Genomic DNA, 12,934 nt, shown 5'->3' with positions numbered 1-12,934 from the left:
CTGTCAGATCACCTCATCCTGAGGTGCCGGAGCGAAGCGGAGGCCTCGCAGGAGGCCTCCAGATATTTCGGTGTTCCCTGGAGCCCTCCTTCGAGGCCGCTGGCGCGGCACCTCAGGATGAGGTGGAGGGTGGGATGTTCGGGTGTTACGGGTCGGCTGCGGTCAGCCAGCCGTTTCCAGTGCTGTGAGCTGCTTCTCGATCGCGGTGAGGCGTTCTTCGACCCTTGCTGCGGCGTAGCGGCCAAGGACCGATTCGCCGTTCACCGCTTCTTGCAGATCGTCGAACCGACGCTCCAACCGGTCGAAGCGCGCATCGACAGCTTCGAAACGCCGGCGGACATCAGCAAAGCTCGTCTGCATTTCGGTCCTCATCTCCCGAAGAGCGGAAGAACCTGATCCTGCGGCTCGGCCATCGCGAAAAACCCCCTGCCGCGCCCGAACCGGGCGCAGCCTGAATTTAAGCCGCCGCCTTCGCGGCCGCCAGCTTCGGCGCCTGGGCGCGCAGGCCGAGCAAGTGGCAGATCGCGTAGACGAGATCCGAGCGGTTCATCGAGTAGAAGTGGAAGTCGTTGACCCCCTCATCCACCAAGTCGAGCACCTGCTCGGCCGCCACCGCGGCGGCCACGAGACGGCGGGTCTCCTTGTCGTCGTCGAGCCCCTCGAAGCGGGCGGCCAGCCAATACGGCACCGAGGCGCCGGTGCGGCGGGCGAAATTCGCCGCCTGCTTGAAGTTCTGCACCGGCAGGATGCCCGGGATGATCGGGATCGTGATCCCGGCCGCCCGGACCTTCTCCAGGTAGCGCAGATAGATCTCGTTCTCGAAGAAGAACTGGGTGATCGCCTGATCGGCCCCGGCATCGACCTTGGCCTTCAGGGCGTCGATGTCGGCATCGAGCGAGGCCGCCTCGGGGTGCTTCTCGGGATAGGCCGAGACCGAGACCTTGAAGTCGCCGATCCGCTTGATCCCCTCGACCAGCTCGGCGGTCGAGGCGTAGCCCTCCGGATGCGGCCGGTAGGCATGGCCGACGCCCTCGGCCGGGTCGCCGCGCAAAGCCACGATGTGGCGCACGCCCGCATCCCAGTAGGACTGGACCACCGCGTCGATCTCCTCGCGGGAGGCGTCCACACAGGTGAGGTGGGCCGCGGGCTTCAGGCTGGTCTCGCGGACCATCCGGGCGACCGTGTTGTGGGTGCGCTCGCGGGTCGAGCCGCCGGCGCCGTAGGTCACCGAGACGAAGCTCGGCTGCAGCGGCGCGAGGCGCTCGATCGAGGCCCAGAGGATTTTTTCCATCTCGTCTGTCTTCGGCGGGAAGAACTCGATCGAGACGCGGATCGGGTGGTAGCCGTCGCGGCTGGCGCGGTGGGTGGAGCGGCGCATCAATCTCGTCCTCTCTATCGGTCAGTTCAGACGATGGGTTTGGCCTCAGGCGACGGCGCGCTGGGGCTGTTCGGTGATGGTGTCGGCGAGCCCGTCCTGAGCCAGCCAGAGGGTGACGGTGAGCTGCCCCGCTTCGCGGGGCGCCAGATCGCGGGTGGCGATTGTCTCAAGTCCGGCCTCGGCGAGCCAGCCGGAGACCTGATCGGCCGAGAATCCGAGTCGCCGGTGGGCCTGGCCGGTCCGTAGGAATTCCAGCTCGTGGGGTGCGAAATCCACCACCAGCAACCGGCCCCCCGGCGCCACGAGCCGCGCGGCGCCGCGCAGGGCCCGGGCCGGATCGTCGAGGTAGTGCAGCACCTGATGCACCACCACGAGGTCGAAACTCGCCCGGGCAAACGGCGGCGCATGGATGTCGCCCTGCCGCAGATCGACCCGCGACAGGCCCTGCCGTTCCAGGTTGGCCCGGGCGACCGACAGCATCGCGTGGCTCGAATCGAGTCCGGTGGCGCGGGCCGCGCGCGGCGCTAGCAGGCCGAGCATCCGGCCGGTGCCGGTGCCGAGATCGATCAGGCTGCCGATCGGGCGGTCGCCCAGCGCATCGAGCACCGCCGCCTCGACGACCGTCTCGCAGATGTGCAGGGAGCGCAGCTCGTCCCATTTGGGCGCAAGCCGCGCGAAGAAGGTCTGGGCCGTCTCGGCCCGCTGCGCCCGCACGGCGTCGAGCCGGGCGCGATCCTCCGAAAGGGGCGGCGCAGTCCGATCAAGACCCGACAGGAGCGGATCGGCCAGCCCGGCGCGGGCTTCGGCCAGCCGAAAGAACGCCCAGGCGCCCTCCCGGTGACGCTCCACGAGGCCGGCCTCCACCAGCAGCTTGAGATGGCGCGAAATCCGCGGCTGCGACTGGCCGAGGATGTCGGTGAGGTCGGAGACCGACAGCTCCCCCTCGACGAGCAGCGCCAGGATGCGCAGGCGCGTCTCCTCCGCGGCTGCGCGCAGGACGCCCAGGGCCTCCGGAAAGGGAATCGATCCCGCCTCTCGCTCGGCTTCGATAGACATAAAGATATGTTTATGTGCGTTTCACGCCGGGCGCAAGCGCGAAACGCCATGGTTTCGAAAGGTCCGAGACCTTTCGCGGGTGCAGGGTGGAACCCTGCTGGGTTCGGGCGAAGCCCGATATCGGGGCCCTGCCTCGACACCCCGCCAAAGGGCTCGCCCTTTGGGAACCCGAGAACTACCGCAACCAGTAGCCGTCCGGACGCAGAGGCTCCGGCATCGGCTCGCCGAGTGCGTGGTGGACGATCCGGTCGACCGTGCGGACCATGGCGTCGAGGGGCAGGTCGTTCGGCTCGGTGCCGAAGGGTTCCTCCAGCTCGTCGCCGAGGGCGTCGAGGCCGAAGAACGTGTAGGCGACGAGCGCCACCACCATCGGCGTTCCCCAGCCCAGGGAGCCGGCCAGACCCACCGGCAGGAGCAGGCAGTAGAGCCACGCAGTCCGGTAGACGAGCAGCGTGTAGGCGAAGGGCAACGGCGTATTGGCGAGGCGCTCGCAGGCGGTGTGGACCCCCGACAGGGCCTCGATCCGCGCCTCCAGGAGCCCGAACTGGATGTCGGTGAGCCGGCCGGCGCGCATGGAAGTGGCGAGGTCGCGGGTCATGGCGGCGAGCACCGCGTCGGTGGCGTTGGGGCCGGACAGGTCCGATCCGGGGGCTTTCCCGTCCACGGCCGCAGCCTCGTCGAGGGCGCGCAGGCGGGCGCGCAGGCCATGCGCGAAGGCCGAGAGCCGCCGGAGCTGGGGCGCTGCGTCCGGGTCGGGCAACAAAGCCGGCAGGACGCGGGCAAGGTTGCGCACCTCGCCGATCAGGCTGCCCCAGTGCTTCCGGGCCTCCCACCAGCGCTCGTAGCAGGCGTTGTTGCGGAAGCTCAGGAAGATCGAGAGCGCGAGTCCCACCACCGTGAACGGTGTCACCCCCGCGCTGACCGGGAAGAAGGCGGGCCAATGCGCCTCCGCCCACACCACCGCGCAGGACACCAGGACGATGCCGACGAGCTTCGGGGCCACCCGCGGCAGGATCGAGCCCCGCAGGGTGAACAGCAGGGTCAGCAGGTTGGGCCGGGTGCGGACGATCATGGGGTATCGGAGCTGAGGCGTGGCCCTCCTGCCCCGCCCCTCCCGCGCCCGCAAGGCCGCCGGTCCAACACGTCTGCGTCAGAGCGGGCGGCCGGATGCCTCAGAAGCCCACGGCCTCCGGCGGCCGGCAGAGGTCGGAGCGGGTCGGCGGCGCGCTTCCCGCCGCCTCCGCCGTGCCGGCGAGCAGGCGGACGGAGGCCGGCGACCAGCAGGCGGGGCGCTTGAACACGAAGGCGTTGCGCGCCCGGTGGTAGGGGGACTCCGGCTGGAAGAAGTTCCGGTACATCTGCGTCAGCTCCGCACGCCGATACTGCGCCAGCGGGCGCTGTATCTCATCGGCTTCGCGCACCGCCTGTTTGCGCGCGATGATCGCGGCGTGATCCTGCGCCTGCGCGACGGCGCAGGCCTGCACGGCCAGATCGAACCCTTCGGCGGCGATCACCCGGTCGGCGAGGCCGATTTCCGCGGCCCGGCGGGCGCTGATCGGCAGGCAGCCTTCCGTCAGCGCGACGGCGCGCTCCCACCCGACCCGGCGGGGCAGCAGATAGGTCCAGTATTCCGAACCGTAGAGCCAGCCCATGTTGCGGTAATGCGGGTTGAGCACCACGCCCTCGCGGACCAGCACGACATCGGCGGCGAGCGGAAGAATCGCGCCGCCGGCGCCGACATTGCGACCGACCGCCGCCACCACGACCGTGTCGGTCGCCAGGATGATTGCGCGGATCAGGTCGTCCATGGCCACGATGTTGGCCCAGGATTCCGCGGCGGCATCCGTGCTCGCCTCGATTTGGTTGAGGTGGATGCCGTTCGACCAGAGATCGTCACCGCCGGCGAGCACGATGACCTTGGGCGAATGCGCCCGCGCCTGCTCGAACGCCGTCCGGAGCTTGCGGCACTGGGCGGTGCTCATTGCGCCGTTGTGGAAGTCGAAGCGCAGGCGGATGATGTCGCCCTGGCGCTCGGTCCGCACCTCCTCGACCGGGTTTGGATAGGCCAGCTCCGCCGCTGGGGCGATCACCGCCAGGTCCGCGGGAAGCGCGTCGCCCAGAACCTGTACGGCGTCGAGTTTGATGCCACCCTCCTGCTTCGGCTTCAGGCGGCCGATCCACACCGCACCGTCCACCGTCGCCCGGCAGATCGCCCCGCTCTCGGACCGGGCGATCACCGCGCCCGGCTCGCCCCGCAGGCGCGGCTCGGCGCAGGCCGCATGCAGGTAGACCGGCCGGCCGTAGAGCTCGTCGAGGACGCCCGGCACCCCGTCGGCCGCGTGGATGCGCGCCAGGATCTCGGCCGTCTCGTGCCGACTCCAGTCGATGCGGCGGTCCGCCTGCTTCATCGACGGTCGCAGCCGGCCCAACGCCGTGGGGGCCGCGTAGTCGAGCGGCCGCGGGCGGAAGCCGGGGTTTTCGAGATTGGCCAGCGCCTCCCACAGGCAGGCCACGGCGCCGTCGATCACCTCGCGGCGGTAGATACTGCTCTTGGGCGCTTGGCGCAGCGGGAAGGTCCGCGTCGCCCAGATCGGGCCGGCATCCATGTCGGCCTCGGCCTGCAGCAGGGTCACGCCCCAGACGTCCCACCGCTCCTGCAGGGCCCAGTCGAGTGCCGAGGGGCCGCGGTCACCTTCGATCCCCGGATGGACGATCAGCGTGAGGTAGGAGCGCCACAATCGCTCCGGGATCGCCCGGGTGAGGAACGGGGCGATGGTCAGATCCGGGCGGAACGTCGCGAATGCGTCAGTGAGCCGATCCTCGTCGCCACCAAAGATCTCGACAGCCACCTCGTGGCCGGCATCCGAGAGTTCGACAAAGAACCTCTGCGTCATGCTGTTGAACGCCGAGGAGACAAGAAGCACGCGCATCAGAATATCCGACCTGAATTTGGCTGTAGCCAAACCTATCTCGGACGTCTTCCCGGTAATTTATTGTATTTCTAATGTACAATTGGCATATCTTCGAGTTAGATCCGGAAAAATACATACCGAATCGATCGAAGTGTCAACGTCAAGCGAACCTAAGCTGTGCGTTGACTTCGATCAAGGTGTCGAGGGCGGAGCGGATCTTCGCGCGGATGGCTCCGACAGATCGTTCCGGCCGCGCGGGGGCGCTCGGAGGGCCGGTTTCCGCTGTGGAGGAGGCGTCAGGCCGGGTCCGCGTCCCACAGCCAGGCCGCGCCGCGCACGCCCGAGGCGTCGCCGTGCAGGCTCGCCCGGACCGGCGTGTCGAAGGCGTCGGAGAAGACGTGGGGGGCAATCGCCGCGTGCAGGCCTGCGATCAGCTCCGGGATCCGCGACAGGCCGCCGCCGATCACGATCACGTCCGGGTCGAGCAGATTGACCACCTGCGCGGCCGCGCGCCCGAGCCGGTCGAGATGGGCGGCGAGCGTCGCCCGTGCCTCTGGCGCGCCGGACCGGGCGGCGGATACGATCGCCTCGGCGGTCAGGTCGCCACCGTGCCGCCGGGCGTGGTCCGCTGCGAGGCCCGGGCCGGACAACCACGTCTCGATGCAGCCGTGGCGACCGCAATAGCAGGATGCGCCGGGCCGCTCGTCGTCCCGGGCTCCCGGCAGCGGGCCGTGACCCCACTCGCCCGCGATGCCGTTGCGGCCCGTCAGCGCGCGCCCATCGATGGCGATGCCCGATCCGACGCCGGTGCCGAGGATCACCGCCCACACGACGCGTGCCCCCGCGCCCGCGCCGTCGATCGCCTCGGAGACGGCGAGGCAGTTGGCGTCGTTCTCGATCCGCAGCGGCCGCTCAAGGCGCAGCGCGAGATCCGCCGCGAACGGATGCCCGTTGAGCCAATGGGAATTGGCGTTGCGCACGAGGCCGGTCGCCGGGGACAGGCTCCCCGGCATGCCGATACCGACCGTACAGGGCGTGCCCGCGGCGGCTTCCAGGTGCAGGACCAAGCCCGCCACCGCCTCGATCGTGGCTCGATAATCGCCGCGGGGGGCCGCCGTCCGGGCCTCCGCCAGCGTCGCCCCGGTCCGGTCGAGGACGATCCCGGCAATCTTGGTGCCGCCGAGATCGATGCCGAGGCGCGCCCGCAGCGTTGGCGCCGCCATCACTCGGCGGCGGCCACCTTGCCGTCCGTCGCCATCGGCTGCGGCGACTGGTCGGTGATGTGGGTGCCGATGGAGACCGGGTGGGCCATCACCTCGTTGAGCTTGGCCACGTCGAGCTCGCCCTCCCAGCGGCTGACCACCACGCAGGCCACGCCGTTGCCCACGAGGTTGGTGAGCGCGCGGCACTCGGACATGAACTTGTCGATGCCGAGGACCAGGGTCATGGCGGCCACCGGCACCGGGCTGTTGGGGATCGCCGAGAGGGTCGCCGCCAGGGTGATGAAGCCCGCGCCGGTGACGCCCGAGGCGCCCTTCGAAGTCAGCATCGCCACCAGGATGATGGTCGCGTACTGGCTGATCGTCAGATCCGCGCCCACCGCCTGCGCCAGGAACAGCGTGGCCAGCGTCATGTAGATGTTGGTGCCGTCGAGGTTGAACGAGTAGCCCGTGGGCACCACGAGGCCGACCACCGAATCCGAGGCGCCGAGGCGGCGCATCTTGGTCATGAGCTGCGGCAGCACCGTCTCGGAGGACGATGTGCCGACCACGATCAGCAACTCGTCCTTGATGTAGGCCAGGAAGCGCAGGATCGAGAACCCGGCGACCCGGGCGATCGCGCCGAGCACCACCACCACGAACAGGATCGCGGTGACGTAGAAGGTGCCGACCAGCCATGCGAGGTCGTAGACCTTCTGGATGCCGTACTCGCCGATGGTGAACGCCATGGCGCCGAAGGCACCGATCGGGGCGAGCTTCACGACGATGCCGATGATCCGGAAGAAGATCTGGCCGGCGGTGTCGATCGCGTGGTTCACGGACGCGGCCCGGTCGCCGAGACCCGTCACGACGACGCCGGTGAGGATCGAGATCAGCAGCACCTGGAGCAGGTCGCCGGTGGCGAAGGGATCTAGGAAGCTCTTGGGGATGATCGCCAGGATGTGGGCGACCGTGGAATCGGCCGCCGCCTTGTTGGCGTAGCTCGCCACCTTGCTGGCGTCGAGCTTCGACGGGTCGGCATTGAAGCCGGCGCCGGGCCGAATGACCTCGCCGACCAGGACGCCGATCAGCAGCGCCACGGTGGAGACCACCTCGAAGTAGACCAGCGCCTTGAGGCCGACACGGCCGACCTTCTTCAGGTCGCCGATCGACGCGATGCCGTGCACGATGGTGCAGAAGATGATCGGCGCGATCATCATCTTGATCAGGCCGATGAAGGCGTCGCCGAGCCACTTCATCGCCTTGCCGGCGGCTGGGTCGTACCACCCGAGCAGGACACCGAGCGCGATGGCGATCAGGACCTGAATGTAGAGAACTTTGTACCAGGGCTCGCGGGGCGCCGCGGCCGGACTCGTCGCGTGGATTGCCTGTGCCATGTCCTATCCGTGCGACTGCCGCGCACCCTCCCGATGTGCCGGCACGCTAGCGGCTATCGTCCGGCGCCTCAACGGCAGCTCGGTAATCTACCGGGAACCAACCGTGACAAAAACCTGTCGATCCCCGCGCTGAAGTACTTCTCCCGCCCGATAATCGCGCTCATCCCTAGAACCGCGGCTCAGTTTTCCATCGCCGCCGGATTTCGCCGTCCGCCGCACGGCTTTCGCAGGCATTCCGGAGATTTTCCGTGGCTGTACGTCATTGGGCTGGGAGCGCATTGCTCGGCGGTCTGCTGGCCTGTTCCCTGTCCGCCCCGGCCACGGCCGGCGTCGTCGCACAGATCGATCAGGGGCGCCAGCGGATGCGCGTCTTCGTCGACGGCTATCCCGCCTATGACTGGCCTGTCTCCACCGCCCGGCGCGGCTACAGCACGCCCAACGGCCGGTTCCGGGTCGGGCTGATGGCGCCGATGTGGCGCTCGCACAAGTATCACGGCTCGCCGATGCCGCACGCGATGTTCTTCCGCGGCGGCTACGCCATCCACGGAACCTACGCGACGGGCGCCCTCGGGCGCCGGGCGAGCCACGGCTGCATCCGGCTCTCGCCCGGCCACGCGGCTGCCCTGTTCAGCCTCGCCCGCAACCGCGGCGGCGCGGCGGTGGTGATCCGCAATTGACGACGCTCGGTGAGGACACCTGAACGAGGCATCCGTCCGCATGGGAAGGGCCGCGGTGCGTCATGCGCCGCGGCCCGTGTCTCGCGCTTCGCGCCGATCTGGCCGGTGCGACCCTCAGGTCTGCTGCTGGCTGCGGCGGGGGCGTACGGTCCAGCGCTCGAACATCGAGCCCGGATCCTCGCCCTTCCCATCCTTGCCCTCGGCCCCGTGCTCCGGCTGCTGATGGATCGCCGCGCCGAGCGCCTGCGACAGGCTTTCGATCACGTCGTCGATCCGGGTGTCGCCGTGCAGGGAATCCGGGGCACTGGCCTGCGCCGCCGGGGCTTCCTGATGAACGGGCTGCGGAGCCGGCTCCGGTGCGGGGGGCGGCGCCTCCGGCTCGACATGAGGCTCGGGCTCCGGCTCGACGTGCTCCGCGGCGACGGGGGCGGCCTCGACGGGCTCCGGCGCGGGCGGCGCCACCGGCGCGGCGGGGACGGGCGGAGCCGCGACGGGCTGCGGAGCCGGGGGCGGCGCCACGATACGGCGCATCGCGCCGAGCGCACCCTCGTCCGCCTCCGCGGACCGGGCGCTGCTGCCATAGCGGCCGAAGCCGAAGCGCGGCTCGATCAGGTCAAGCACGGCGTCCAAGGCCGCGTTGCTCAGGGGGACCTCCTCCTGGGCCGGTACACCCTGGATCGCCAGGGATTGCCGCTCGAAAGCCGGCTCGCCGCTGACCTCACGCCCGAACCAGCTCGGTGTCGGGAAGCCGGCCGCATCGCCGTCGTTGTCGAAGGCGACGCTGATGAGGTCCAGGCTGCCGGGGGTGACGTAACGGTCGATGGCGATCTCGCGCCCGCCGATCGTCATCGTGGTGCGGTCGTAGGCGGCTTTGCCGGGGCAGACGTCGAGGAGCGCGTCGCCATGGGCGCGCGGCACGTCGGTGCGTTCCTCGACCAGGATGCCGTCCGGACCCTTGTTCACCAGCACCAGCTGGCATTGCTGCCCGTCGACCCGCACGAAGGAGGACCGGCCGCCCTGCGGCGCGAAATGCCCCTCGGTGATGCGGGCGCCGCCGCGCTCCTTGCGGATCAGGCGGACCAGGGATGGGGCGACCAGAAATCGGCGAACGGTGCTCATGGATTCAATACCCCTCCCGCTTGGTCGGCGGCGCGCCGAGCCGGCGGACACCCTTCGGATCGCCGGCCCGGACGCGAGGAGGCAAGTGGAACGGCTTCACGCGGCGTATAAGCGGAACCGCAACGCCGTATTGGACCGTACCCAACCACTTCCGTCGCCGAACTCCAGGCAGCGACAACATGAGAGAATAAAGCGCTAAGCAAAAACGTGCCGAAATCAAGACCGATCCGGGGACAGGACTCGGTCGCCGCCCGCCCTGTCCCCGCAATCCCGCCTTTGCGCCCAACTTTCGCATCCCAGGTTAAAGGGACGCTGTCGCCTCAGCCGGCCGGCTCGAAATTCATCGCGGCGCCGTTCATGCAGTAGCGCAGGCCGGTGGGCGCGGGCCCATCGTCGAAGACGTGGCCGAGATGGCCCTGGCAGCGGGCGCAATGCACCTCCGTCCGCACCATCCAGTGGCTGCGATCCACGGTGGTCGCCACGGCGCCCTCGATCGGCTCGAAGAAGCTCGGCCAGCCGGTGCCGGACTCGAACTTGGTGCCCTGCTCGAACAGCGGCTGGCCGCAGCCCGCGCAGGTGAAGGTGCCGGGGCGCTTCTCGGCCAGCAGGCAGCTCGTGCCGGCCCGCTCGGTGCCGTGCTCGCGCAGGACCCGGTACTGCTCCGGCGTGAGGGACTCGCGCCACTCGGTGTCGCTGCGGGCATCGGGGTTGGTGATCGGCGTATCCGCCATGGCAATCTCCCTTGTCGCACCGTCATATAGGTGCAAGCCGGAATATTCGGCAGTCCTGCCGCTTACGGTCAGGCTGCCGCACCCACCGTGTCGGCCATGCGCGCCCGCCGCTGCCCGATCGGCAGGGGCGCCCCCGTGGTGGTGTCGTGCCCGGTCTGGTGCTCCAGCTCGGCGTTGATCTCGCCGCCGAGCAGCACGATCGTGGAGGAGATCCAGATCCAGGTCATGAAGCCGATGACGGCGCCGAGCGAGCCATAGGTCTCGTTGTAGGTGCCGAAATTGGCGACGTACCAAGAGAACAGCAGCGAGGCGGCGAGCCAGAGCAGCCCCGCCACGACGCTGCCGACCCCGACCCAGCGCCAGCGGGCGTGCTCCCGGCTCGGGCCGAACCGGTAGAGGACCGAAAGACCGCCGAGCAGCACGATCAGGATCGCCGGCCAGCGCAGGGCCGCCAGGAGCCACGCGGTCGAGCCAAGCCCGAAGAAGTTCAGCATCACCGGCACCACGACGATGGCGTTGAGTGCGATGATGATGAACAGCAGCGCCCCGATCGTGAAGGTCAGTGAGCGGAGGTTGAGCCAGAAGAAGTTGCGCTTCTCCTCCTCCTCGTAGACCACGTTCAGCGCGTCGAACATCGCCTTCATGGCGGCGTTGGCGCTCCAGATCGACAGCAGCAGGCTGGAGAAGAACGTCACGCTTAAGGAGCCGCTGCCCTTGGCGGCGATGCGTTTCACCTGATCGCCGATCAGCTCGACCGCCCCGGAGGGCAGCACCGCGTGGAGCTGCGCGAGGTGATCGTTGATGACGGTCACGTCCGCGAACAGACCGTAGCACGTCACCAGCGCGGCGATCGCCGGGAACAGCGACAGGAGGGTGTAGAAGGTGACCCCCGCGGCGACCGCCAGGACCCGATCCTTGTTGAATTCCAGGTAGACCCGGACCGCGATGTCCTTCCAGCCGGCCCGCGTCATTTCGGACGGGGTCGCGGCGGCGCGGCCGCGCTCGGGCTGTGTCGCCACGGTGAGCTGGGCGGCGCGGCCGGAGACCGAGCGCGCGCCCGGTGATACGCCCTTCCGCGCTTTCTCGATGGCGCGTTCCGCGCGCGGGGACGCGGGTTCGTCCATCGGCTCAGCGGCCGCCTGCGGCACCGGCTCACCCCGCCGGGCCGCAGCCAGGGTGACCAGGGCCGACCCGAGCATCAGAATCCACAGGATCGAGCCTGTTTCAGACGGTCCGGTCGAACGCGAGGGCGGCGGGGTCATGGGTCGAGACGGGCCGTGCGCGCGGAACTGCCGCGCTCACGGGGCCCAACGTCGGCGCGCCGCTGCCGTTCCGCCAATCTTCGCCCTTCCCGCTGGGACGCAAACGCTTCACGCGCGTTGTGCGTCTTATGGTCGATCAGCCCCGCCTCGGTTTCTGCTGCAAGTTCATCCTGGACGAGCCGCCCGGCACGCATGCCACGCTCAAGGCGGAGCGTGAGGCGACGCTCCATATGAACCTGACCAGCGTGACGATGGCCTATCTCACCAAGCTGGAACCGGCAGCCCGTCACGCGAAGCTCTCCGGCCTCGTGGCGCACAACCTCGATGCGCTCGCCCGGCAGATCGCCTGGGTCGGCGCCCGCCCGCCCCTGGAGCGGCTGCTGCGCATGGCGAGCAACGTCCTGCCGGGCTACACCCATCCGATCGCGCAGGCGATCTATGCTGAGCCCGAGATGGTGGCTCTGGTCGATCGCGGCCTCGCGGAGGCCGGTACCCTGGCGCGCAGGCTCGGGGTGCGGCTGAGCTTCCACCCCGGCCCGTTCTGCCTGCTGGCGAGCCGCAATCCGGCGGCCATCGCCAACGGGCTGTCGGAACTCGACTACCACGCCGAGATCTTCGACCGGATGGGCTATGGCGGCGGCTGGCACCCGCACGGCGCCCATATCAACATCCATGTCGGCGCCGGCGACCCTGGCGTCGAGGGTTTCCGCGAGACCCTGCCCAAGGCGAGCCAGGTGGCGCGCGACCTCATCACGGTGGAGAACGACGAGAACGTGTTCGGCCTCGACGCCGTGCTGCAGCTCGCCGACATCGTCCCGGTGGTGCTCGATCTGCACCACCACTGGGTTCAGAGCGGCGGCGAATATCTCGAACCCAACGAGCCCCGCATCGTCCGGGTGAAGGACTCCTGGCGCGGGGTCCGGCCGATCGCCCATATCAGCGTGTCCCGCGAAGCGGTGATCGCGGATTCCGATCCGGAGGCCCTGCCCGACTTCCCGGCCCTGCGCGCGGCGGGCCACGCGGTCCGGGACCTCGCCGCCCATTCCGACCTGATGTGGAACCGGGCGGTGAACGACCTCGTGGCCCGCCACTTGGTCTGGGCGGATTTCGAGATCGAGGCCAAGGCGAAGAACCGGGCCTCGATGCAGATTGCCGCCCACATCGCCGCGCTTGAGCAGGCCGCGCCGATCGCCGCCGAATGAC

12 protein-coding genes are annotated in these 12,934 nt (G+C 69.3%); 2 read left to right on the top strand and 10 right to left on the bottom strand.

The annotated features are described in order from the left end of the window. Positions 1-162 precede the first annotated feature (162 nt). From MKK88_RS28855 to MKK88_RS28825, 7 genes are all read right to left on the bottom strand, one after another. Positions 163-360, bottom strand: a complete 198-nt coding sequence (locus MKK88_RS28855; protein ID WP_244006034.1) for a hypothetical protein — start codon at positions 358-360, stop codon at positions 163-165. 97 nt (positions 361-457) lie between these two features. After that, complete coding sequence (gene metF, locus MKK88_RS28850; protein WP_244006032.1) at positions 458-1,378, bottom strand: methylenetetrahydrofolate reductase [NAD(P)H]; 921 nt, start codon at positions 1,376-1,378, stop codon at positions 458-460. A gap of 45 nt (positions 1,379-1,423) precedes the next feature. Beyond that, complete coding sequence (locus MKK88_RS28845; protein WP_244006021.1) at positions 1,424-2,434, bottom strand: ArsR/SmtB family transcription factor; 1,011 nt, start codon at positions 2,432-2,434, stop codon at positions 1,424-1,426. Between the two features lie 175 nt (positions 2,435-2,609). Continuing rightward, on the bottom strand, positions 2,610-3,506 hold the full coding sequence (locus MKK88_RS28840) for a bestrophin family protein (protein ID WP_244006015.1): 897 nt from the start codon (positions 3,504-3,506) through the stop codon (positions 2,610-2,612). A 100-nt stretch (positions 3,507-3,606) separates the two neighbouring features. Continuing rightward, positions 3,607-5,364 carry a hydrogenase maturation protein gene (locus tag MKK88_RS28835; protein ID WP_244006013.1) on the bottom strand — a complete coding sequence of 586 codons (1,758 nt, stop codon included), beginning with the start codon at positions 5,362-5,364 and terminating at the stop codon, positions 3,607-3,609. Between the two features lie 278 nt (positions 5,365-5,642). Continuing rightward, positions 5,643-6,569, bottom strand: a complete 927-nt coding sequence (locus MKK88_RS28830) for an ROK family protein (RefSeq protein WP_244006011.1) — start codon at positions 6,567-6,569, stop codon at positions 5,643-5,645. Then, the gene (locus tag MKK88_RS28825) at positions 6,569-7,942 is read right to left on the bottom strand and encodes a dicarboxylate/amino acid:cation symporter (RefSeq protein WP_244006005.1); all 1,374 of its coding nucleotides are present in this window, start codon (positions 7,940-7,942) and stop codon (positions 6,569-6,571) included. Before MKK88_RS28825 ends, MKK88_RS28830 begins: the two co-directional genes overlap by 1 nt. A gap of 248 nt (positions 7,943-8,190) precedes the next feature. On the opposite strand from MKK88_RS28825, the gene MKK88_RS28820 reads away from it, so the two are divergent. Continuing rightward, positions 8,191-8,619: a L,D-transpeptidase gene (locus MKK88_RS28820; protein WP_244006003.1), complete on the top strand. Its 429-nt coding sequence runs from the start codon at positions 8,191-8,193 to the stop codon at positions 8,617-8,619. Positions 8,620-8,733: 114 nt separating this feature from the next. Here the strand turns inward: MKK88_RS28820 and MKK88_RS28815 are convergent, their stop codons facing one another. The 3 genes from MKK88_RS28815 to MKK88_RS28805 form a co-directional block, all read right to left on the bottom strand. After that, positions 8,734-9,738: a hypothetical protein gene (locus MKK88_RS28815; RefSeq protein ID WP_244006001.1), complete on the bottom strand. Its 1,005-nt coding sequence runs from the start codon at positions 9,736-9,738 to the stop codon at positions 8,734-8,736. A 320-nt stretch (positions 9,739-10,058) separates the two neighbouring features. Next, positions 10,059-10,469, bottom strand: a complete 411-nt coding sequence (msrB, locus tag MKK88_RS28810; RefSeq protein ID WP_244005995.1) for a peptide-methionine (R)-S-oxide reductase MsrB — start codon at positions 10,467-10,469, stop codon at positions 10,059-10,061. Positions 10,470-10,537: 68 nt separating this feature from the next. Further along, positions 10,538-11,731, bottom strand: a complete 1,194-nt coding sequence (locus MKK88_RS28805; protein ID WP_244005989.1) for a YihY/virulence factor BrkB family protein — start codon at positions 11,729-11,731, stop codon at positions 10,538-10,540. Positions 11,732-11,859: 128 nt separating this feature from the next. On the opposite strand from MKK88_RS28805, the gene MKK88_RS28800 reads away from it, so the two are divergent. Continuing rightward, entirely contained in the window at positions 11,860-12,933 is a 1,074-nt protein-coding gene (locus MKK88_RS28800; protein WP_244005983.1) for a UV damage endonuclease UvsE, read from the top strand. The last annotated feature ends 1 nt before the right edge of the window (position 12,934 follow it).

Origin of the sequence: Methylobacterium sp. E-005, assembly GCF_022829725.1 — a bacterium.
Classification (GTDB): domain Bacteria; phylum Pseudomonadota; class Alphaproteobacteria; order Rhizobiales; family Beijerinckiaceae; genus Methylobacterium.
The sequence above is the reverse complement of the archived record's forward strand: the minus strand, read 5'-3'. Positions and strand labels throughout refer to the sequence as shown.

What these genes read in the sequence shown, in the direction of transcription:
- MKK88_RS28825 (WP_244006005.1), bottom strand. Translation starts at nt 7,942, where the DNA reads ATGGCACAGGCAATCCACGCGACGAGTCCGGCCGCGGCGCCCCGCGAG.
- MKK88_RS28840 (WP_244006015.1), bottom strand. Translation starts at nt 3,506, where the DNA reads ATGATCGTCCGCACCCGGCCCAACCTGCTGACCCTGCTGTTCACCCTG.
- MKK88_RS28800 (WP_244005983.1), top strand. Translation starts at nt 11,860, where the DNA reads ATGGTCGATCAGCCCCGCCTCGGTTTCTGCTGCAAGTTCATCCTGGAC.
- MKK88_RS28845 (WP_244006021.1), bottom strand. Translation starts at nt 2,434, where the DNA reads ATGTCTATCGAAGCCGAGCGAGAGGCGGGATCGATTCCCTTTCCGGAG.
- MKK88_RS28805 (WP_244005989.1), bottom strand. Translation starts at nt 11,731, where the DNA reads ATGACCCCGCCGCCCTCGCGTTCGACCGGACCGTCTGAAACAGGCTCG.
- MKK88_RS28815 (WP_244006001.1), bottom strand. Translation starts at nt 9,738, where the DNA reads ATGAGCACCGTTCGCCGATTTCTGGTCGCCCCATCCCTGGTCCGCCTG.
- MKK88_RS28855 (WP_244006034.1), bottom strand. Translation starts at nt 360, where the DNA reads ATGCAGACGAGCTTTGCTGATGTCCGCCGGCGTTTCGAAGCTGTCGAT.
- msrB (WP_244005995.1), bottom strand. Translation starts at nt 10,469, where the DNA reads ATGGCGGATACGCCGATCACCAACCCCGATGCCCGCAGCGACACCGAG.
- MKK88_RS28830 (WP_244006011.1), bottom strand. Translation starts at nt 6,569, where the DNA reads ATGGCGGCGCCAACGCTGCGGGCGCGCCTCGGCATCGATCTCGGCGGC.
- MKK88_RS28835 (WP_244006013.1), bottom strand. Translation starts at nt 5,364, where the DNA reads ATGCGCGTGCTTCTTGTCTCCTCGGCGTTCAACAGCATGACGCAGAGG.
- metF (WP_244006032.1), bottom strand. Translation starts at nt 1,378, where the DNA reads ATGCGCCGCTCCACCCACCGCGCCAGCCGCGACGGCTACCACCCGATC.